Source organism: Kordiimonas sp. UBA4487 (assembly GCF_002389025.1).
Lineage (GTDB): Bacteria > Pseudomonadota > Alphaproteobacteria > Sphingomonadales > Kordiimonadaceae > Kordiimonas > Kordiimonas lacus.
This window is the reverse complement of the sequence record NZ_DGNR01000012.1, coordinates 259,418-278,329: the sequence shown is the minus strand read 5'-3', so window position 1 is coordinate 278,329 and position 18,912 is coordinate 259,418. Positions and strand designations below refer to the sequence as shown.

The following is an 18,912-nucleotide window of genomic DNA, read 5'->3' as shown; positions in this document are numbered from 1 at the left end:
TGTTTAAAGCCGTAGCTGTCATACCGGGGCCCAGACCCCTGTATCTTTTCCAGCGGGATATTCTGACAGAGATGCCGGGCTCAGGGGCCCGGCAGGACAGGTTAGTTGATCTGTCTTAGCTGTCAGCCATCGTCTTGCCCTGGGCACCCAGGTCAGCGAAGGCCTCGTCAAGGCGCTCAACCATCGACTGCTCGCAAGCCCGCAACCATGCGCGCGGGTCATACTGCTTCTTGTAAGGCTGGCCCGTTTCAGGGTGCACCTGCCATTTGAAGGCGTCCTGGTTGGTGTTCACATATTCGCCTACGGCTTTGGAGAAGGCGAACTGGGTATCGGTGTCGATGTTCATCTTGAACACGCCGTAACCCACCGCTTCTTCGATCTTGGCTTTCTCGGACCCCGACCCACCATGGAACACGAAGTTCAGCGGGTTGCCTGTGAGGCCGCGTTCCGCCATCACCAGATCCTGGCTGTGCTTCAGGATTTCCGGGCGCAGCTTCACGTTGCCCGGCTTGTAGACGCCGTGCACGTTACCAAAGGATGCCGCAACGGAGAAATGCCCCAGCGGCGTCAGGAGGTCATAGGCCTTCAGCACGTCTTCCGGCTGGGTATAAAGCGCAGGGTTCTCGAAATCGTCATCAACGTCAGAGCCAACACCGTCTTCTTCACCGCCGGTCACACCCAGTTCGATCTCCAGGCTCATGCCCAGCGGCGCCATGTCCTTGAGGACGCGTGCGCAGGTCTCCAGGTTGTCGTCGATGGCTTCTTCCGAGAGGTCCAGCATATGGCTGGTGTAAAGCGGCTTGCCTTCACGTTTGAGGTTCTTGCGGCTTTCCTCCACCAGCGCCTCAACCCAAGGCACCAGTTTCCGGTTGGCATGGTCTGTGTGCAGGATGGCACAGATGCCGTAATGTTCGGCCAACAGATGCACGTGGCGGGCAGCCGATACAGCGCCCAGCACTTTCGCGCCAAATTCGTCAGGCATGCCTTTGCCGGCATAGAATTGTGCGCCGCTGTTGGAGAATTGGATGATCACGTCAGAGCGGTTTTTCGCCGCAGCTTCCATCACCGCGTTGATCGTGTTCGTGCTGGTGACATTCACAGCAGGGAGGGCAAAACCCTTATCCTTACAATTCTGGACGAGAGCGGCATAGTCGTCGCCGAATACAACACCTGGTTTCATGGTTAATCCTGTTTCGCAGCTTATTGGGGCCTCAGTTTCGCGCGTCTGTCGGCGCAAATTCAGTGGCCCCTTGATACACAAATGGGCCTATCCACGCAACGCGCATCGGAGCCGAAAAAGCCACTTTTTGTGCGGGTTTAGGGCCTGATTGGCCTGGGGTCAAAATTGACAGCGCTGCCAATTTTCCGGCCCTACGACTCGGGGTGCATAGCGGACACGAAAAAGCCCCCGACCGGTGGTCAGGGGCATTGGTGATTCGTTCATCATGAGAGTGGCTTGGGTTTATCCGAGCGCAACCACGCCGGGCAGGTCTTTACCTTCCATCCACTCCAGGAAGGCACCGCCCGCCGTTGAGATATGCGTGAAGCTTTCCTTTACGCCTGCGTGCGCGAGGGCGGCGACGGTGTCACCACCGCCTGCTACGGTCAGGAGCTTGCCCTCGTCCGTCAGCTTGCCTGCTGCCTTCGCCAGTGCCACAGTCGCCATGTCGAACGGTGCCATCTCAAAGGCGCCCATCGGGCCGTTCCACACCAACGTTTTCGATTCCGCAAGCACGCCTGCCAGCATCTCAACCGTGGCCGGGCCTGCGTCTAGGATCATCTCGCCCTCAACAACCGCATCAGCCGGTTTCACTTCGTTGTCGGCATGGGCCTTGAACTCACGCGCCACAACAACGTCCGTCGGCAGATGCACCTTACAGCCCGCCTTGTCAGCGTTCGCGAGGATCTTCAGCGCGGTGTCCTTGAGGTCTTTCTCACACAGGCTGGAGCCAATGTCATGGCCTTGCGCGAACAGAAAGGTGTTGGCCATGCCGCCGCCGATGATCAGGTGATCCACTTTGGCCACAAGGTTTTCGAGCACCGCCAGCTTGGATGACACCTTGGCACCGCCCACAACGGCCACAACAGGACGCTCAGGCTTACCAAGGGCCGCTTCAAGCGCCTCGAGTTCCGCACCCATGGTCTCGCCTGCCGCCGACGGCAGCAGCTTCGCCACAGCTTCCGTGGAGGCGTGCGCGCGGTGCGCCGCCGAGAAAGCGTCGTTTACATAAACGTCCCCCAGCGCCGCGAACTTGGCCGCAAGCTCAGGATCATTCTTTTCTTCGCCCGGGAAGAAGCGGGTATTTTCCATCACCACCACTTCGTCAGCGGGGAGATCATCGCCCAGTTCTGCGAAACCAACGCTGCGCCCCAGAACGGATGCGAGCGCAGGCACAACGGGCTTGAGGGACATCTCAGGCACCACTTGCCCCTTGGGGCGGCCAAAGTGCGCCAGAAGGACAGACCGGCCACCCTGGGCAGCGATCGCGTCCACAGTTGGTTTGACAGCCTGCAGGCGGGTGTCGTCTGTCACCTTGCCGTCAGCCATCGGGACATTGAGGTCCACGCGCACAACGGCGGTTTTGCCGGTCAGGTCGCCCAGGTCAGAAATACGTTTGAAAGCCATTTTCAAATGCTCCGAATGCAAATCACTTAAGACAAAAAAGGGCGACCGAAAGGGCCGCCCTTTATATTGATCAACCGTGCGGGCCTTAGCCCAGCTTGGCCATCGCAACCGCAGTGTCAGACATGCGGTTGGAGAAGCCCCACTCGTTGTCATACCAAGTCAGGATACGGACGAACTTGCCGTCGATAACCTTGGTCTGGCTCGAATCGAACGTGGAGCTGTTCGGGTTGTGGTTGAAGTCGATGGATACCGCAGGCATGTCCTCGTAGCCGAGAACGCCCTTGAGCTCGCCTTCAGCCGCCGCTTTGATCGCAGCGTTGATTTCTTCGGCAGTGGTCGCGCGGCCGGCATCAAACTTCAGGTCAACCATGGATACGTTCGGCGTTGGTACGCGAACAGCGGATCCGTCAAGCTTGCCTGCAAGCTCTGGCAGCACCAGACCAACAGCTTTCGCAGCGCCCGTGGATGTCGGGATCATGGAAAGGGCTGCGGCACGCGCGCGGCGTGGGTCAGAGTGCAGCGTGTCCAGAACAGGCTGGTCACCAGTGTAGGCGTGAACAGTGGTCATGTAACCACGCTCGATGCCCACGAGGTCATTGAGGACCTTCGCAACAGGCGACAGACAGTTGGTGGTGCAGGATGCGTTCGATACGATCTTGTCATCAGCTGTCAGCGTTTTGTCGTTCACACCATATACGATGGTTTTGTCTGCGTTCGCGCCTGGGGCGGAAATCAGCACTTTCTTCGCGCCAGCCGTCAGGTGCATGGAGGCTTTTTCACGAGCCGTGAAGATGCCAGTGCATTCCATGGCCACGTCTACGTCCAGCTCACCCCATGGCAGTTCCTCAGGGTTGCGGATGGCAGTTACGCGGATGCGGTCGCCGTTTACCACAATGCTGTCGCCGTCAACGGCAACATCGCCCGGGAATGGGCCGTGCACGCTGTCGCGCTTCAGAAGGTAGGCGTTCATATCAACGTCGCCGAGGTCGTTGATGGCAACTACTTTAATGTCGGTGCGGCCGCTTTCATAGATAGCGCGCAGTACGTTACGGCCGATGCGGCCAAAGCCATTAATGGAAACACGAACAGTCATCCGCGGGGTCCTCCAGTAGGGTCAAAAGATCGGGTGGGCTAAAATATGCCTTTGTTTAAAGCTTCTCGCGTACCGCTGCAACCAGCGCGTCCGACGTGATGCCAAAATGTTTGTACAGGTCTTCAGCTGGTGCTGATGCACCAAAGCTGTCGATACCGATGTTAACGCCGTCCAGGCCAGTGTATTTGGCCCAGCCGTAAGTCGACGCTGCCTCGATGGAACCGCGCACAGTTCCTTCCGGCAGAACAGACGCCTTGTAGGCTGCGTCCTGCGCGTCAAACAGCTCGGTCGACGGCATGGACACAACGCGGGTCGGCACGCCGTCCGCTTCAAGCGTTTCGCGCGCTGCTGCCGCCAGCTCAACTTCCGAACCGGACGCGATCAACACAACCTTCGGCGCACCAGTGGATGCCTCATGCAGGATGTAGCCGCCCTTGGCACAGAGGTTTTCGTCCGTGTGCTCAAGGCGCTGCTGGATCGTGCTTTGGCGCGTCAGCGACAGAACAGATGGCGTTTCCTTGGCTTCAAGGGCCAGAGCCCAGCACTCAGCTGTTTCAACGGCGTCGCATGGACGGAACACATTCAGGTTCGGCATGGCGCGCAGGGCTGGCAGGTGCTCAACCGGCTGGTGGGTCGGGCCGTCTTCGCCCAGGCCGATGCTGTCGTGCGTCATCACATAGATGGAACGCTGCTTCATCAGGGCCGCGAGGCGGATCGCCGGACGGGCATAGTCAGTGAACACCATGAAGGTGCCGCCGTACGGGATGTGCTGGTTATAAAGCGCGATACCGTTCATGGCGGCGCACATTTCAAACTCGCGGATACCGTAATACATATAGCGGCCTGAGAAATCGTCCGCCGTGATGCCGTCGGTCTGGCTGGTTTTGGTCAGGTTAGACCCGGTCAGGTCAGCGGAGCCGCCGATGGTTTCAGGCACAACGCCGTTCACCACTTCAAGCGCCATCTGGCTTGCCTTACGGGTGGCAACTTTCACAGGCTCAGCCGCCAGCTTGGCTTTATAGTCGTTGATCGCAGCCGTGAAGCCCTTTGGCAGGTCCTTGTTCAGGCGGCGCTCAAAGTCTTCTTTCACGAAACCGTCGAGTGTCTCGAACTTGGCTTTCCAGTCTGCGGACAGGCTTGCACCGGCTTCACCGACAGCGCGCCATGCGCTCAGAACATCTTCAGGAATTTCAAACGGAGCGTGGTCCCAACCCAGGAACTCGCGGGCTGCTTTGATCTCGTCGTCACCCAGTGGGGCGCCGTGTGTTGCAGCCGTGCCCTGCTTGTTTGGTGCGCCGTAACCGATGGTGGTGCGGCAGGCGATCAGGGAAGGCTGGTCAGCACGCTGTGCTTCGGCAATCGCGGCTTCAATCGATTCCATATCGTGGCCGTCAACCGCCTGGACGTGCCAGCCAGCAGCTTCAAAGCGCATGGCCTGGTCTTCGCTGGTCGAAAGATCAGTCGAACCGTCGATGGAGATGGAGTTGTCGTCCCACAGCACAATCATTTTGGAGAGCTTCAGGTGGCCCGCAAGCGAAATGGCTTCCTGGGATACGCCTTCCATCAGGCAGCCGTCACCGGCCAGCACATAGGTGAAGTGGTCGGTGATGTCGTCGCCATATTCCTTGTTCGACAGGCGCTCAGCGATCGCCATACCAACAGAAGTCGCAAGGCCCTGCCCGAGCGGACCAGTGGTGGTTTCAACACCGGGGCATTCACCGAATTCCGGGTGGCCGGCGGTTGGGCTGTGCAGCTGGCGGAAGTTCTTGATGTCTTCCATGGTTGGGCGCTCATAGCCCGTCAGGTGCAGAAGCGAATAAATCAGCATCGAGCCATGACCGGCGGACAGCACGAAGCGGTCACGGTTTGGCCAGGTTGGCCACTTTGGGTCGAAGCGCATGAATTTCGAGAACAGCACAGTCGCCACATCGGCCATGCCCATTGGCATACCCGGGTGGCCAGAGTTGGCTTTCTGGACTGCGTCCATCGACAGCGCGCGGATCGCGTTGGCCATTTTTTGGTTGAGAATGTCGTCTTGCTGAATGTCTGTATCGGGCATGGTTTTAATGCATCTTGTATTTTGAGCCCGGGACTGGCGGCGTGTCCCGTGCTGCGTTGGGGCCAAAAATCGGGGGCCAAAATGGCGGGGAAGCCCGCTTTAGTCAACCGTCTAGCGCGATTTGATGCGGCCTTATGGCCGAATGATTGCACAATGCCCCCTTCTGCGCGATTGACGACAGGGGGGCATCCCCCCTATCTTTGGCAGAAACCAGCCGAATCCGGTGTTTTGCATGTTGCCAACCAGGCACTGTCGCAGGGGGACTACCGATAATGAGTGAAAGCAAGAAAAACGACGTCCTTGAGGCCGCACGCTCGCGACTCGAAAGCGCCATGTCGCATCTGGCACAGGAAGTCGCCACAGCCCGCGCGGCAAAAATCACAGCCGAAAAGCTGCGGGCCGAGAAAGCCACGCTCGAGAGCCGCGTGACGTCACTGGAGCAGGAAAACCTGAAGCTCCATGAGCAGATCGCCACCCTGTCGCTGCAGGACAACGGCGCTGATGCTGACGCTGCGCTCGCCACCATGCAGCAGGAGAAGGGCGCGATTGAACAGAATTACGCCCTGCTGAAGCGCCAATATGCCACGCTGCAGGATGAGATAGAGGCGCTTGAAGACAGGCTCGCCGCCCAGGCCGCCGCAACCGCTGAAGGCGGTGACGCGGGCAGCGGCACTGACGCCGCACTGGCCGCAGAAAACGCCGAGCTTAAACGGGCGGTGATGGCACTGAAGGCCGAACGCGACGGGATTCGCGATGAGCTTGATGGTGCCATCGGCCAGCTTGAAACGATCGTGGGAGACGCCTGATGCCGCAAATTAATGTTGATGTTGCCGGAAAATCCTACCCGCTTGCCTGCGGCGAAGGCGGCGAAGAACGCCTGCGCAAACTGGCGGGTTATGTGGACAGCAAAGCCAAGGACCTTTCAGGCAAGCTGGGGCATGTGGCTGAAAACAAACTGCTTTTGATGGCGGCCATCCTGATTGCCGACGAACTGCATGACGCGCTGGAGGGCCAGGGCGGCGCCGGAATCATGGGCGCGCTCAGTGAAGAAGACCTCGCGGCCATCCTCAATGAAGTGTCCACAGACGTGGAAGCTATTGCAGAAAAGCTCGCGAACGCCTAAATATGCGGCGCGGGTTCTGCGCTGTGCGCACGATATGCAGTAATCCCCGGGGCTATAAATTCTCCTAGGGAGCTGTCCCTGGTTCGGACCGTGGTCCTTACCATCACGGCACCCACCTGATTTATCAGGCTACGGAGGATACATACGTCAACGCGGCAGAGGCGGTCCCGCACCCTTCTCTCTCCTGAAACAGGCCATCCAATGACACTCAAGCACGACAAACAGGCAATGCGTGAGGATGCCAAGCGCATCCGCATGGGCGCGCATGAGATGTACGCCGTGGAAGCGGCTGAAAAAGCCGCCAAGCACGGCATGGGCTTGTTCCAGAGCTTCGAGAAGCATGCCATCATCGGCGCCTACTGGCCGATGGGGGATGAGCTGGACCCGCGCTTTCTGATGAGTGCGCTGGCGCGCGCCGGTTACCGCACGGCACTGCCCGTGGTGGGCGCGAAGGACACGCCGCTGACGTTCCGCCTGTGGGGTGTGGGCGACCCGCTGGAGGCCGGTACCTTCGGCACCATGCATCCATGCGTTGACGCGCCCGAAGTGGTGCCGAATGCGCTGATCGTACCACTGCTTGCTTACGACGAAGACTGTTACCGCCTGGGCTGGGGTGGCGGCTTTTATGACCGCACACTGGCGGCCCACAGCGAGATTAAAGCATTTGGCTTTGCCTTTGGCGCCCAAATCGTCGATCATGTCCCCCGAGAGGCGCACGATTGGCCGCTGCAGGGTGTGATCACGGAAGAAGGCGTGATCCTGCCTCGCAAACTCAGCGTATAATCCCGCTGAAGGCGGTAAACAAAAAAAGAAAAACAGGATAGGTATGCGACTATTATTCCTTGGTGATCTGATGGGCCGTAGCGGACGGACGGCTGCCATCGACGCCCTCCCCGACCTTCGGGAAAAGCTGAAGCTTGATTTTGTTGTGGTGAATGCGGAAAACGCGGCCTCTGGCTTTGGCACCACCGGCAAGATCGCGGGCGCCGTTATTCAGGCCGGCGCCGATGTGCTGTCGGGCGGCAACCACACGTTCGACCAGAAAGACATCCTTTCCGTTATCGATAACGACAACCGTATCCTCAGGCCCGTGAATTACCCTGAAGGCACGCCCGGTCGTGGTTATGCCGTCTATGACGCACCGCGGGGCAAGAAGGTGCTGGTGATCAACGCCATGGGCCGCGTGTTCATGAATGCGCTGGAATGCCCGTTCCGCGCCATCGACAAGGTGCTGCAGAAATACCGCCTGGGCGCCACCGTGAATGCCATCATCGTGGATTTCCACGGCGAGGCCACATCAGAGAAAATGGCCATGGGCCAGTATCTGGATGGCCGCGTGAGCTTTGTTGTCGGCACCCACAGCCATATCCCAACGGCTGACTGCCAGATTTTCGACAAGGGTACGGCGTACCAGACCGACGCCGGCATGTGCGGGGACTATAACAGCGTCATCGGCATGGATAAGACCGAGCCGATCAACCGCTTCATTTCCCGCATGAACCGCGAGCGTTTCAGCCCCGCAGGCGGCGAGGCCACCGTGTGCGGCACGTTCGTGGAAACCGATGACCGCACGGGCCTTGCCAAACGCATCGAGCCCGTTCGCATAGGCCCGCGCCTGATGGAACATATGCCCACGCTCTAACCGCCACATTTTGGCCCTTTCCGTGCCCTAGTGTATGATCTCAAGCGCTTGGGGGCGTGAAAGGAGCCAGACGATGACCCGTTTGTTCTACCTCCTTGGCTTTGCAGTTGCAGGCACCCTGTGGGGCATGCCTGCCGGGGCGCAAAGCCTGTCGAGCGGCGATTATGAGCAGTGCAGCGTCTATAGCCCTGACGGCGAGTATGTCGGCCTGAGCACCGAATGCCTTGAGCGCAAACGCGCCCGCATACGGCACTATCAAGACATTGGGTCTGGCAATCCGTCATACAGTGCAAGGCCCGCCATTCCGGCCGGCCAGCGCTTCCGGCCAATTCCACCTATTCAGTCGTGTCCTTTGTGGGCAAACGCCGGGCAGGGCTATCCCAGCACGGTTTCCACCGGACCTCATGGCCAGTTTTTCACCTATTTCGGCACGTTCGACAGCATGGTGAACGGCAGGCGCTGCAAAGCCGAGATCCATTTCACACCGCGCTACAACTGATTGAGCCCCTCGGTCATGGTGGTACTCCGTTGACATACCCGCCGCTTGCCCCACTTCACAGGGGCAAGGCAGGAGGGAAAAATGGCCGACAGTGGCATCCCCATCACACGGCATAGCGTGCCAGACGAGCGGCAGCAGGCGATCCGGCAGGCCGTTCGCACAGCCAGCAGGCTGCCGACGCCGGACGGTAATGCCCGACTGGCCACGCCCGAGGACGCAGCGGCCTTCCACGCCTTCCTGAGCGACCCCAAGGTTCATGCCCCCATCTATACCCTGCCCCGCCCGCTGACGACCGACAGCGTGCTGGCCTTCATCAAACAACATGAACAGGAGCAGGCAGACGGCGTGGGCCTGTTGTTCCTGAACCTGGATGCGGCGGGCCACGTTGTGGGCTATAGCGATTTCTGTGTCTGGCCAGAGTGGGCGGCGGGGGAACTGGGCGGCGCCGTGCACCCGGACCTTCAAAGCCAGGGACGCGGACTAGAGGGCGCGGCCATGAGCTTCGCCTGGATGTTCGACGCACTCAGCCTCGAGCTGATCGTGGAAACCGCCGCGCTTGACAACATCCGCACCGCCAAGCTGCTGGACCACCTGGGGTTTGTGCGCAAAGGCGAGATCACCAGCACCCGGCCTGACGGCACGACGCGCGCGTCCCTTGTGTGGGAAATCACCAAAGAGGAATGGCGCGAGCAGCATACTCCCCCGTCATGCTGAACTTGGTTCAGCATCCATGAACACCGCCATATGAAGTTCGTGAATGGACCCTGTTTGCGAAGCTGGCGGTACGCCAAACGAGTTCAGGGTGACGATAAGGGTAAGCTGCAATCAGCCAGAAAACACGTCGCCCCGCTTGATGGTGCCGGGGCTTTCGACCGTGCAGTAGACGCCCATCAGGTTGGCGCCGAAGTCTTTCTGCAGCGTCTTTGGCAGGTTCTGGTCTACTTCCGCTGTCTTCAGGTTCACGTTGGTGGCGTTGCAGCGCACGATGGGTTTCATCAAGCGTAGCGTCACATCCCCTGCGGTGAACAGCCTGCCCTTTTCCCAGTCGCGCTCGGCCCAGGCGGGCAGGCCATCAAGATAGATGTTGGCGCGGAACCGCAGCGGGTCGAGCGGCTCCCCCACGTGATCCGAAAGCGCCTGAACACTGGCCAGATTGACCACCGACAGGCATTTTTCCGGCACGTCTGAAAACATGTGGTCTTCCGCCATTTCAAGGCGCGGCGCACCCTTGGCCCGGTCGCCCATATAGCTACCCATCATCACCTCCAGCCGGTGGGCTTCGTCCGGGTCCTGGAGGTTGCCGTGGAACAGCAGCTCGCCGTCTTTCGATACGGTCATCACCGTTCCGGTGTCATCGAAGCTGACCTCCAGTGCCGCCAGTTCCGCGTGGGTCATCAGCGCCAGGAATTTGGTTTTCGAGAGATGCTTGGGGTTATCGCGGTCAAACTCGGTGTTGCCGTGGCGGATGGCATAGGCCCGATCACCCTCAATCGCCTGCCCCGGCACAAGCTGGGCTGTCTCCAGCGGTTGCCCCGCCAGCCCCTTCACCGGAAAGCGCCAGATTTCTGCGATGGTGGTCATAGGTGTTCCCCCTAGAAAAATCTATTCGTTTGCCGCGACCTGCCTTTGCAAGGCTCGACAGATTGGAAGCATAATGCCCGCATGCATGCCATTCTGACAACACTCAGAACGGCCGAAAACTAGTTAGAAGCATCGAAATTGCATCAACAGATCAGGGAGTGGCGCCGATTCAACCAACTCTTTAGCATCATTGGTGATTTTTTTTTCGCTTAGAAAATCACAACCCGATTTCCAAAGACTCATGGTCCTACAATGAGTCGTCCCCCGCACTTGATAAAATGGGCCAATGTCAACTGTATTAAAGTGAAAAATAGGGCTTGTCCCCCCCGCCTTTTCACACATAGACTGGTTCTTGGACGCGAAAAAAGCCGCAATATCGGCCTGATATTACGGCTTTGTTCTAATAAGTGGATCCGACCCCACATATGCCGCGCAGCATCCAACCACTGTCGGCCTTGAAAGAGTAGAACAGCTTTCGCGTCCAACCATCTCGTGAATCAGAGACTACTCCTAATAATTCAAATTTCCCATACCTCGAATCACATATTTTGTGCTTTTTATATCCCTGGAAAGCAGCCAATAATGTGTTTTTCCTAATTAATGCAGTGACTTAACCATCATTTCTGCTGCACGAAAAGTCTGATCAAATCTCAAATCACAAAAATCGGCCAACCACATCCTTGTAGGACCGGCTGACTTTCAGTTCCGTGCCGCCTTCAAGCGTCAGGAAACATTCGCCGTTCGAATGGGGCTTCACTTCACGCACCTTATCCAGGTTGACGATGGTGGAGCGGTGGATGCGCTGGAAAATCTTGGGGTCGAGCCGCTTTTCCATGGTCTTCATGGTTTCCCGGAGGATATGCGTTTTCTCGCCCACATGGATGCACATATAGTCGCCCGCCGCATCGATATATTCGACGTCAGCGACGCTGACGATGGTGATGTGGCCACGGTCCTTGATGCGGAGGTGCGGATCAAAGCGCTGGTCATGGGTTTCAACGGGCTTCTCAAGAATCGCCGTCAGCGCTTCCTTGGACGGTTCGTCCATGCCTTCGATCAACTCCACCAGCTTGGCGTTCTGTTCAATGGCGACACGCTGGCTGATGGCGTCACGCACCCGGGCCAGCGCTTCGGCAAGACGCTCCTCGTCTACCGGCTTCAACAGGTAATCCAGCGCGTGGGCTTCGAACGCGTCCAGGGCATACTGGTCATAGGCTGTCACGAACACCACAAGCGGAATTTCCGCTTCGCCCACCAGCGAGCGCAGCACGGAAAAGCCGTCAAAGCCCGGCATCTGGATATCCAGGAACACCAGGTCTGGCTTCATTTCCTTGATGGATTTCACCGCCTCCCGCCCGTTTGAGCAGGTGCCGATGATTTCAACATCGTCGAATTTATCGAGCCTGATTTTCAACCCACGCAGCGCCAGTGGCTCGTCGTCCACAAGAATGGTGCGTATTTTCCCCATGTTCTTACCCCGGTCAAAGTTTGCTGCGAGCTCTGCCTTCAATGGTGTTCGGCTCGCTTGGAATTTTAAGGTCGTTTCTGTCGTTCGCAAGGAATTTCAATAAAGATGCCAAGGCCTTGCGGCTCAAGATTTTCAAGCGTGATGCGGTGATCATCGCCGTAAATCTGCTGCAGGCGTTCCTTGGTGTTGGTAATGCCCACGCCCGAGCCCGACTGGCTGACGATGTTATTGAGGTCCTCGATGCCTGGGCCGCTGTCCTTCAGGGATACGGTCAGCCGGTGGTTCTTCACGGTGGCCGACACACTGATAGTGCCGCCGTCAATTTCCGGCGCGATGGCATATTTGATGGCATTCTCAATGAGCGGCTGCAGGATAAGGCTTGGGATCAAGGCCGAGCGCGCCTGCTCGTCGATATCGAACTCCACATTCAGCCGGTCCGAAAACCGGACTTTCTCGATCTCCAGATAGAGCCCCAGCGCATGCAGTTCCTGATCCAGCGGGATGCGCTGGGTGGGCTGGTTCACCAGCGTGAAGCGCAGGAAGCTGGAGAGCTTCGTCAGCATCTTGTTGGCGTCTTCTTCGGACTTTTCCAGCACGAGGGTGGAGATGGCGTTCAGCGTGTTGAACAGGAAATGCGGGTTCAACTGGTACCTGAGCATCTTCAGCTGCGCCTGGTGCGCCATCGCTGTGGCCTTCAGCGCCTGCTCCTTCTGTTCCTGCATGCCGGTATAGAAATGATAGCCGAAATAGATGGCCGACCAGGCAAACAGTGTTGTGGCCTCGAACATGGCGTTAGAGAACAGCCCCAGGCCAGACGCCTGGGAAAAATTGGGGATCAGGACCGGGCCCAGTGACACCTCGATGTATGAATAGAGCAGCCCAAGCGCCGCACAAACAGTAACCACCAAGGGCAGCAACAGAGGTAAAGACCAATCCCGCGCATACCGATACAGATACCGCAGCGCTGTTGTCATGGTCAGGCCCAGGACAATGGCTACCAAAATCAGGATGGAATAAAAACGCAGGTCGAACCCGATGGCAAAGGCGGTGAATGACCGCACCAGCCCATATCCGGTCCAGCCCATGGCCTGAAAGGTCCAGAATGTGCGTTCTCTGGTCCCAAAGAAACGGTCCATAGTGGTGTCAGCCCCCTGATTTGCCGTTCGGCGTTTTTCTTCTTCGAGGACCAAATCAAGAAGCCCCGGCACATCAACCGGGCCCGTCTTTGGGGACTCGCTTGATGATGCTGGGGCATTATGGGACCCGTTCGGGTCTTCGCCAACACTGTTTTTTGGCTTTTTGTCCATATAGGCTACTCAGAACAGGCGGGCGCTCTCTAGCGCCCGCTTGCGAGGTTGACACCGCCGCGCAGTTCAACTGGCTGACCTTCGCGCAGGCGTTCGCCGCCGCGGATCACCACCCGGTCACCACTTTCGATGCCGCCGGTCACCGCCACAACACGGCCTGTGGCTGCACCCGTAGTTACCATCAGGCGTTCGGCTGTGTTGTCATCCTTCACGCGGAACACATACGTGCCTTCACGCCGCAGCACCAGCGCGTCACGCGGTACCGCCACGACCTGTTCCGGTGTGTTTGCGGGCACACCCACCTGGAGTGCTGCCCCCACCACATACTGGCTGCCTACTGGCAGGCTGACGCGCAGTTCCATGGTGCGGCTCAGCGCATCGCCCACAGGCACCAGCGCGCGGATACGGGTGTCTGCCACCGCGTCATTTTCACGGATCACCACCTGCTGGCCATCGTTCAGCACGCGGGCCAGCGTCACCGGTGCTTTGGCGGACACTTCCAGGTGTTCGGTATCCACAAGGCGCACGATCTGACGACCAGGAGACGAATATTCGCCAATCTGCGCGAGGCGCTCAACCACACGGCCCGGGAACGGCGCGCGTACCTTGGTACGCGCGAGGTCGATCTTGGCCTGCTCTACCGCCACACGCGCCTGGCTCAGCTCCTCGCGGGTCATCGCGAGCGTGCTTTCGGCCTCTTCAAGCCGGCTCGAGGGGATGTTGTTGTTCGCGGCCAGTTCCTGCAGGCGTGCCAGGTCGCTTTCCAGATATTTGATCCGGGCCTCCAGGCGGGCTGCCTGGCTTTTGTTGCGCGCCAGCGCCAGTGTCTGGTTACGGTCATCAATTTCGGCGATCACATCGCCTTCCGCCAGCAGAGTGCCTTCGCTGGCGATCCAGACCACCCGGCCCGCGATCTCGGCCGAAATGCGGCTGTCGTTCAGGCTGACCACGGTGCCCGGCAGGTAGGTCTGCGGCGCCATCATCTCAGCACTGGCTTCCGCCACCTCAACCAGGGCAGGCGGCATCTGGCGCTGCTGGGCGCCTGCGGTACCGGTGAACAGACTGGCGGCTGCAAGCACCGCCACCAGGGTTCCCCTGAGGGGGATTTTCGTTTTTGCAATTGTATAAGTCATCTCTCAGTTCCTCGCGTTTTTATATTATTCAGCTGGGTGCAGCGTGCGACCGCGCAGGCGGGCGAACAGGGCCCCAATCATGCCCAGCTCCTTGAACCGCAACAGGCACGGCAACAGAACCAGGGTAAAGATGGTGGACACGGCCATACCGCCCACAATGGTGGTGGCCATGCCGCGGTAGATGTCGCTGCCCGCACCGGGGAACAGCACCAGCGGCAGCATGCCCATGATGGAGGTTAGCGTGCTCATGAAGATCGGCCGCAAGCGAAGCGCGAGCGAGCGCTCAACCGCTTCATCGCGGGTCAGGCCTTCGGCTTCACCCGACCGGGTCTGCGCCACCAAAAGGATGGCGTTGTTGACCACCAGACCCAGAAGGATGATGAAGCCGATCATGGTCAGGAGATCGAGCGGCGCGAAGGAGAAGAGGTTCAGGAGCCTCAGCGCCAGCACCCCGCCGACAGTCGCCAGCGGGATGGTGATGACCACAAAGATGGCGTCCTTGGCCGAGCGGAACAGTGCCGCCAGGATCATGAACAGGAGGCCGAGCGCCAGCACGAAGTTGAGCGTGAGCGAGCTGACCGCGCGCTCGAGCGAGTCCGCGCTGCCACCATAGCTGATGGTGCCGTCCGCCGGCATCATTGGCCGCAGTTCAGGCTCAACCTTTTCCTTGAGGACTGCAATCATGTCTTCAAGCGCCATGCCTTCCGGCTGGTTGATGTTGAGCGTCACGGTGCGCTTGCGGTCCACACGCTGGACAAAGCTTGGGCCCACACCGCGTTCGATGGTGACCAGGTCACCCAGAAGCACGGTGCCGCCCCGCGGGGTGGCCACAGGTACGCTTTCAAGTGCCTCTGGTTCCGCCCATTCCTGGGACTTGAGGATCATGTCCACACGGCGCTCGCCGTCGAAGTGTTCGCCCAGCCACAGGCCGTCACCAAGCGCACGAATGATGCGCGCCACGTCCCCGCGAGTGTAGCCCACTTCCGCCAGGCGGCGGTCGTTTGGTACTACCTTCAGTTCCGGCGACACTACGTTTGGGTCCGGGTTTGGCTGCGCGCGGGCGCCCGGCAGGTTTTCCTGCACCAGCTGCATGGCTGTCATGGTTACGTCGCGCAGGCTGTCGAGGTCACGTGACTGCAGGTGCAGCTGCACAGACCCGTTGCCGCCGAAGCCGCCAAACAGGTTGCCCTGCTGGCCGAAGGCGAACACATCCGGGAAGCCCACCAGGATTTCTTCGTTCACGAGCTTCTCCAGCTCCTTCACTTTTTCCTGGTCCTTGGCGCGAATACCCAGCGAGCCGCCCTGCCCGTTCGGGAAGGTGATGAAATAATAGTTCTTCAGCGCCGGTTCCTTTTCGCCCGACATATAGGGCTTCAGGCGCTCGACAATCACGCTGACGATCTCGCGGTCGATGGTTTCGGTGTTGGCGCCAGATGGGAAGGACACGAATGCGTCAACCGCGTCCCGCTTCACCGGCGGCAGATAGTTGAGGTTCGGCAACATGGCGTAGCTGACGCCCACGGCCCCGGCCATCAGCCCTACGATCAGGCCCACACGGCGCATCGGCGTGCCCGAGAGACGCATCAGCTTGCCGGAAAAGCGCTTGGCGCGCTCACCCGCCGCTTCGTTGGCCGGCAGCTTCTTGAGCCAGGCTTCCGCCGCCACCGGCAGCACGGTCATCGCCACGATGAGCGACAGGCCGACACCGATGGCGATCGTCAGCGCCAGGTCTGCAAACAGCTGGCCTTCCACATCCTTCAGGAACAGGATCGGCACAAAGATGGCCACGGTCGTCGTGGTGGAAGCCAGAAGCGCGCCCCACACCTGCCCAGCACCCAAAAGCGACGCCACGCGGGGCTTTTCGCCCCGTTCCCGGAGGCGCACGATATTTTCCAGCACCACAATGGCAGCATCAAGCACCATACCGGTCGCGAACGCGAGGCCCGCAAGTGAGATCACATTCACGGTTCGACCAAACAAGGCCAGTACGATGATGGTGGTCAGCAAACAGACAGGGATCGTCAGCGCGATCAGCAGCGTCGCGCGCATCTGGCGCAGGAACCACCACAGCACGCCCACTGCCAGTATGATGCCAATCACAAGATTGGTGGAAAGGAGGTTGATCGCCCGCTTGATAAAGACAGACGGGTCAAAGGATTTTTCAATCGCAATGCCGTTGCGGGCCAGCATGCCGCTGTTCATCTCGTCCAGCTTTTCGGTCAGGCGATCGATGGTGGCCAGCACGTTCGCGCCGCTTTCACGGATCACGCGCATGCCCACTGCCGGGTTACCGTTCTGATACACAACCTGCTGGGCGTCTGGTGGCCCCACTTCCACGGTGGCGATATCACCAAGGGTGATCGGACGGCCATCACGCCAGTCCAGGATCTGCGCCCGCAGTTCTTCAGGCTCATAACGTCCCTGGAAATTCAGCATATAACGGCGGCGACCGACTTCAAGGAACCCGCCTGAGCTGTCGACCGTGCGGCCCACAAGGCGGGCGATCGCATTCAGGTCAATGCCCAGTTCTGCGGCGCGGATTGCGTCAAACTCAATGCGGAGCTCTTCGCCGAAACCGGCACCCGCTTCCACAGAGATATCCGCCACACCTTCAACGCTTTCAAGCTGTGGCACCACTTCATCCTGGATGAAGTTGACATATTGGTCCTGCGGCAGGGCGCTGCCCTCACGGAACTGGGTGAACAGGTAAATCAGTGTCTCGCCTGTGGGGTTGCCACCGTTCATCAGAATGCGCGGCCGGTCTGCGTCGGCTGGCAGGGGCGGCAAGCGGTTGATGCGGCTGATCACATCAATCAGCGTGCGGTCCATGTCTGATTCAAGCGCGAACTCCAGCGACACAAAGCCGAAGCTGTTGTTCGAGAATGTACGCATTTCCTCAAGCCCAGGGATGCCCTGCATCACTTCCTCAACGGGCTCGATGATTTCCGATTCGATCTCAGACGGGCTGGCGCCGCGCCAAAAGACCTGCACGGCCAATTGGGGGCGTTCAATCGCTGGGAACAACTGCACTGGCAGCTTGGTCAGCATGACGGCGCCAAGCACAAGCGCCATGGCAGCAATTACAATGACCGCCGCCGGATTCTTCAGGCTTTTCTCTGTGAGTTTCATGGATCGGGTTTCCTCGCGTCGTATCCATTTATTTCGTTACGACACGGTATGACCCGTTATATTATAATGCGGAATTTGAATGCGACGGGACGCCATGAGCATGCGACAAAACGCAAAAACGGGGGCCTGGAGCCCCCGGAATTCCTAAACTTTCGCTTAAAGCACGCGTTTTACGACTCGATCAATTATCGCCTTTTTCGGCTTTGTCGTCTTTCGGCTTCTTCTGCCATTCCTCGAATTCGCCAAGGCCACAGCTGCCCCATTGACGGCCGAAGCTATCGAGCACCGTGATGATCTCCGACTTGCAAAGCTGGGAGATCGATGTGCTGTACATGAAGCGCTCTTCCCGCGCCAGACTGCCACAGCGGTGCGGCATCCTGTTCATATAGGCCCGCTTGCCCAAACCGCTGAAAAAGATGGTCTGGTCATCGATGATCTGCGAATCCCGCAGATAGCGGAGCGGCACACAGTGACGTGTTTCGCCCGTGGGCTCATATTTTTCCATAATGCGCTCAAGGCGCTTCTCACCACGCGTCATTTCTTTTTCGTCGCCGCTATCGTCATCCGCGGATGTCATGCCAAAAGAAAACGCGAGTACTGCTACCATTGCCGCTGAGAACAGGGATTTTTGTTTCATTTTCTGTCTCACCTTTCGTCTCATTTCACGGCTACCCTATCAGGGCGTGTCTGAACAATTGCTGAACGCTTTATACGACTTTAGTCAAGGTCCTCAAGTTCGCGTTGCATGGCCACACGGAGGTCCGCCCCCAGGTTTGCAAGCGCAATCTGTTCTGTCCGGCCCACCTTTGTCAGGCTGTCGTCGAACGCCAGGCCGTGCACCTGTGCCAGTTGCAGCAGGTAAGCCACGAAGGCATCCGCCCGCGCCTGGATAATCCAGCGGAAAGGCCCTGTTGGGACATCCCGATCCTCGCACAACCTCACAAATTCGCGCACAAGGTGCGGCAAAAGCGTGGTGCCAATACGGCGCAAGCCGGCGCAGAAGGCTGCGAAAGGTGGCAGCTCCTCCTCGGGCGTATCATCCTCAAGGTCTTCTTCCTGCTGGCAGGAAGCGACAGATTCAAGCTGGCTGACCATGTCTTCAAGTTCGCGGTCCAGCGCGTCGGCGATCTCATCGGCCAGCTTTTGCTCATTGGGGCTCAAAATAGCGCGACCTGAAGCTTCCAGCCCCCGAAGGCTGGCACCCAGAAAATCGATAATGGTTGCCTGTTCTGTCACGTCTGATCCTTACCCT

At 58.9% G+C, this 18,912-nt stretch carries 17 protein-coding genes and 1 other RNA gene; 7 read left to right on the top strand and 11 right to left on the bottom strand.

The genetic code is table 11. The features are described 5' to 3' along the window. Positions 1 to 115: 115 nt before the first annotated feature. The 4 genes from fbaA to tkt all read right to left on the bottom strand — a co-directional run bounded on the left by fbaA (position 116) and on the right by tkt (position 5,778). Entirely contained in the window at positions 116 to 1,180 is a 1,065-nt protein-coding gene (fbaA, locus tag B3Z17_RS10735; protein WP_286829793.1) for a class II fructose-bisphosphate aldolase, read from the bottom strand. A 282-nt stretch (positions 1,181 to 1,462) separates the two neighbouring features. Then, positions 1,463 to 2,626 (bottom strand): phosphoglycerate kinase, encoded by a 1,164-nt coding sequence (locus B3Z17_RS10730; protein ID WP_068304143.1) that lies wholly within the window; start codon positions 2,624 to 2,626, stop codon positions 1,463 to 1,465. Positions 2,627 to 2,711: 85 nt separating this feature from the next. Further along, positions 2,712 to 3,719, bottom strand: coding sequence for a type I glyceraldehyde-3-phosphate dehydrogenase (gene gap / locus B3Z17_RS10725; RefSeq protein ID WP_068304147.1), 1,008 nt, complete (start codon positions 3,717 to 3,719; stop codon positions 2,712 to 2,714). 55 nt (positions 3,720 to 3,774) lie between these two features. Further along, complete coding sequence (gene tkt, locus B3Z17_RS10720; protein WP_286829792.1) at positions 3,775 to 5,778, bottom strand: transketolase; 2,004 nt, start codon at positions 5,776 to 5,778, stop codon at positions 3,775 to 3,777. Positions 5,779 to 6,050: 272 nt separating this feature from the next. Here tkt and B3Z17_RS10715 point away from each other — a divergent pair, with 272 nt between their 5' ends. From B3Z17_RS10715 to B3Z17_RS10690, 7 genes are all read left to right on the top strand, one after another. Beyond that, entirely contained in the window at positions 6,051 to 6,584 is a 534-nt protein-coding gene (locus B3Z17_RS10715) for a hypothetical protein (protein ID WP_286829791.1), read from the top strand. Next, positions 6,584 to 6,901 carry a cell division protein ZapA gene (locus B3Z17_RS10710; protein WP_286829790.1) on the top strand — a complete coding sequence of 106 codons (318 nt, stop codon included), beginning with the start codon at positions 6,584 to 6,586 and terminating at the stop codon, positions 6,899 to 6,901. Before B3Z17_RS10715 ends, B3Z17_RS10710 begins: the two co-directional genes overlap by 1 nt. Before the next feature lie 10 nt (positions 6,902 to 6,911). Continuing rightward, positions 6,912 to 7,073: non-coding RNA, 6S RNA (gene ssrS / locus B3Z17_RS19680), on the top strand. Between the two features lie 29 nt (positions 7,074 to 7,102). Beyond that, positions 7,103 to 7,684 carry a 5-formyltetrahydrofolate cyclo-ligase gene (locus B3Z17_RS10705; RefSeq protein ID WP_068304156.1) on the top strand — a complete coding sequence of 194 codons (582 nt, stop codon included), beginning with the start codon at positions 7,103 to 7,105 and terminating at the stop codon, positions 7,682 to 7,684. Between the two features lie 43 nt (positions 7,685 to 7,727). Beyond that, complete coding sequence (locus B3Z17_RS10700) at positions 7,728 to 8,543, top strand: TIGR00282 family metallophosphoesterase (RefSeq protein WP_068304158.1); 816 nt, start codon at positions 7,728 to 7,730, stop codon at positions 8,541 to 8,543. A gap of 73 nt (positions 8,544 to 8,616) precedes the next feature. Next, positions 8,617 to 9,042 carry a hypothetical protein gene (locus B3Z17_RS10695; RefSeq protein ID WP_286829789.1) on the top strand — a complete coding sequence of 142 codons (426 nt, stop codon included), beginning with the start codon at positions 8,617 to 8,619 and terminating at the stop codon, positions 9,040 to 9,042. Between the two features lie 81 nt (positions 9,043 to 9,123). Continuing rightward, positions 9,124 to 9,756, top strand: a complete 633-nt coding sequence (locus B3Z17_RS10690; RefSeq protein WP_286829788.1) for a GNAT family N-acetyltransferase — start codon at positions 9,124 to 9,126, stop codon at positions 9,754 to 9,756. A gap of 111 nt (positions 9,757 to 9,867) precedes the next feature. Here the strand turns inward: B3Z17_RS10690 and B3Z17_RS10685 are convergent, their stop codons facing one another. From B3Z17_RS10685 to B3Z17_RS10655, 7 genes are all read right to left on the bottom strand, one after another. Next, entirely contained in the window at positions 9,868 to 10,623 is a 756-nt protein-coding gene (locus B3Z17_RS10685; RefSeq protein ID WP_286829787.1) for an MOSC domain-containing protein, read from the bottom strand. Positions 10,624 to 11,278: 655 nt separating this feature from the next. Then, positions 11,279 to 12,091, bottom strand: a complete 813-nt coding sequence (locus B3Z17_RS10680; protein ID WP_286829786.1) for a LytR/AlgR family response regulator transcription factor — start codon at positions 12,089 to 12,091, stop codon at positions 11,279 to 11,281. Positions 12,092 to 12,156: 65 nt separating this feature from the next. Further along, the gene (locus tag B3Z17_RS10675) at positions 12,157 to 13,398 is read right to left on the bottom strand and encodes a sensor histidine kinase (protein WP_286829785.1); all 1,242 of its coding nucleotides are present in this window, start codon (positions 13,396 to 13,398) and stop codon (positions 12,157 to 12,159) included. A gap of 29 nt (positions 13,399 to 13,427) precedes the next feature. Next, positions 13,428 to 14,531 (bottom strand): efflux RND transporter periplasmic adaptor subunit, encoded by a 1,104-nt coding sequence (locus B3Z17_RS10670; protein WP_286829784.1) that lies wholly within the window; start codon positions 14,529 to 14,531, stop codon positions 13,428 to 13,430. A gap of 24 nt (positions 14,532 to 14,555) precedes the next feature. Further along, positions 14,556 to 17,660 (bottom strand): efflux RND transporter permease subunit, encoded by a 3,105-nt coding sequence (locus B3Z17_RS10665; protein ID WP_286829783.1) that lies wholly within the window; start codon positions 17,658 to 17,660, stop codon positions 14,556 to 14,558. Between the two features lie 181 nt (positions 17,661 to 17,841). Continuing rightward, positions 17,842 to 18,297, bottom strand: coding sequence for a hypothetical protein (locus B3Z17_RS10660; RefSeq protein ID WP_068304176.1), 456 nt, complete (start codon positions 18,295 to 18,297; stop codon positions 17,842 to 17,844). Between the two features lie 80 nt (positions 18,298 to 18,377). Continuing rightward, on the bottom strand, positions 18,378 to 18,896 hold the full coding sequence (locus B3Z17_RS10655) for a hypothetical protein (protein WP_068304178.1): 519 nt from the start codon (positions 18,894 to 18,896) through the stop codon (positions 18,378 to 18,380). Between the last annotated feature and the right edge of the window lie 16 nt (positions 18,897 to 18,912).

What these genes read in the sequence shown, in the direction of transcription:
- B3Z17_RS10705 (WP_068304156.1), top strand. Translation starts at nt 7,103, where the DNA reads ATGACACTCAAGCACGACAAACAGGCAATGCGTGAGGATGCCAAGCGC.
- tkt (WP_286829792.1), bottom strand. Translation starts at nt 5,778, where the DNA reads ATGCCCGATACAGACATTCAGCAAGACGACATTCTCAACCAAAAAATG.
- B3Z17_RS10660 (WP_068304176.1), bottom strand. Translation starts at nt 18,297, where the DNA reads ATGAAACAAAAATCCCTGTTCTCAGCGGCAATGGTAGCAGTACTCGCG.
- fbaA (WP_286829793.1), bottom strand. Translation starts at nt 1,180, where the DNA reads ATGAAACCAGGTGTTGTATTCGGCGACGACTATGCCGCTCTCGTCCAG.
- B3Z17_RS10680 (WP_286829786.1), bottom strand. Translation starts at nt 12,091, where the DNA reads ATGGGGAAAATACGCACCATTCTTGTGGACGACGAGCCACTGGCGCTG.
- B3Z17_RS10700 (WP_068304158.1), top strand. Translation starts at nt 7,728, where the DNA reads ATGCGACTATTATTCCTTGGTGATCTGATGGGCCGTAGCGGACGGACG.
- B3Z17_RS10670 (WP_286829784.1), bottom strand. Translation starts at nt 14,531, where the DNA reads ATGACTTATACAATTGCAAAAACGAAAATCCCCCTCAGGGGAACCCTG.
- gap (WP_068304147.1), bottom strand. Translation starts at nt 3,719, where the DNA reads ATGACTGTTCGTGTTTCCATTAATGGCTTTGGCCGCATCGGCCGTAAC.
- B3Z17_RS10675 (WP_286829785.1), bottom strand. Translation starts at nt 13,398, where the DNA reads ATGGACAAAAAGCCAAAAAACAGTGTTGGCGAAGACCCGAACGGGTCC.
- B3Z17_RS10690 (WP_286829788.1), top strand. Translation starts at nt 9,124, where the DNA reads ATGGCCGACAGTGGCATCCCCATCACACGGCATAGCGTGCCAGACGAG.
- B3Z17_RS10715 (WP_286829791.1), top strand. Translation starts at nt 6,051, where the DNA reads ATGAGTGAAAGCAAGAAAAACGACGTCCTTGAGGCCGCACGCTCGCGA.
- B3Z17_RS10695 (WP_286829789.1), top strand. Translation starts at nt 8,617, where the DNA reads ATGACCCGTTTGTTCTACCTCCTTGGCTTTGCAGTTGCAGGCACCCTG.
- B3Z17_RS10685 (WP_286829787.1), bottom strand. Translation starts at nt 10,623, where the DNA reads ATGACCACCATCGCAGAAATCTGGCGCTTTCCGGTGAAGGGGCTGGCG.
- B3Z17_RS10710 (WP_286829790.1), top strand. Translation starts at nt 6,584, where the DNA reads ATGCCGCAAATTAATGTTGATGTTGCCGGAAAATCCTACCCGCTTGCC.
- B3Z17_RS10730 (WP_068304143.1), bottom strand. Translation starts at nt 2,626, where the DNA reads ATGGCTTTCAAACGTATTTCTGACCTGGGCGACCTGACCGGCAAAACC.
- B3Z17_RS10665 (WP_286829783.1), bottom strand. Translation starts at nt 17,660, where the DNA reads ATGAAACTCACAGAGAAAAGCCTGAAGAATCCGGCGGCGGTCATTGTA.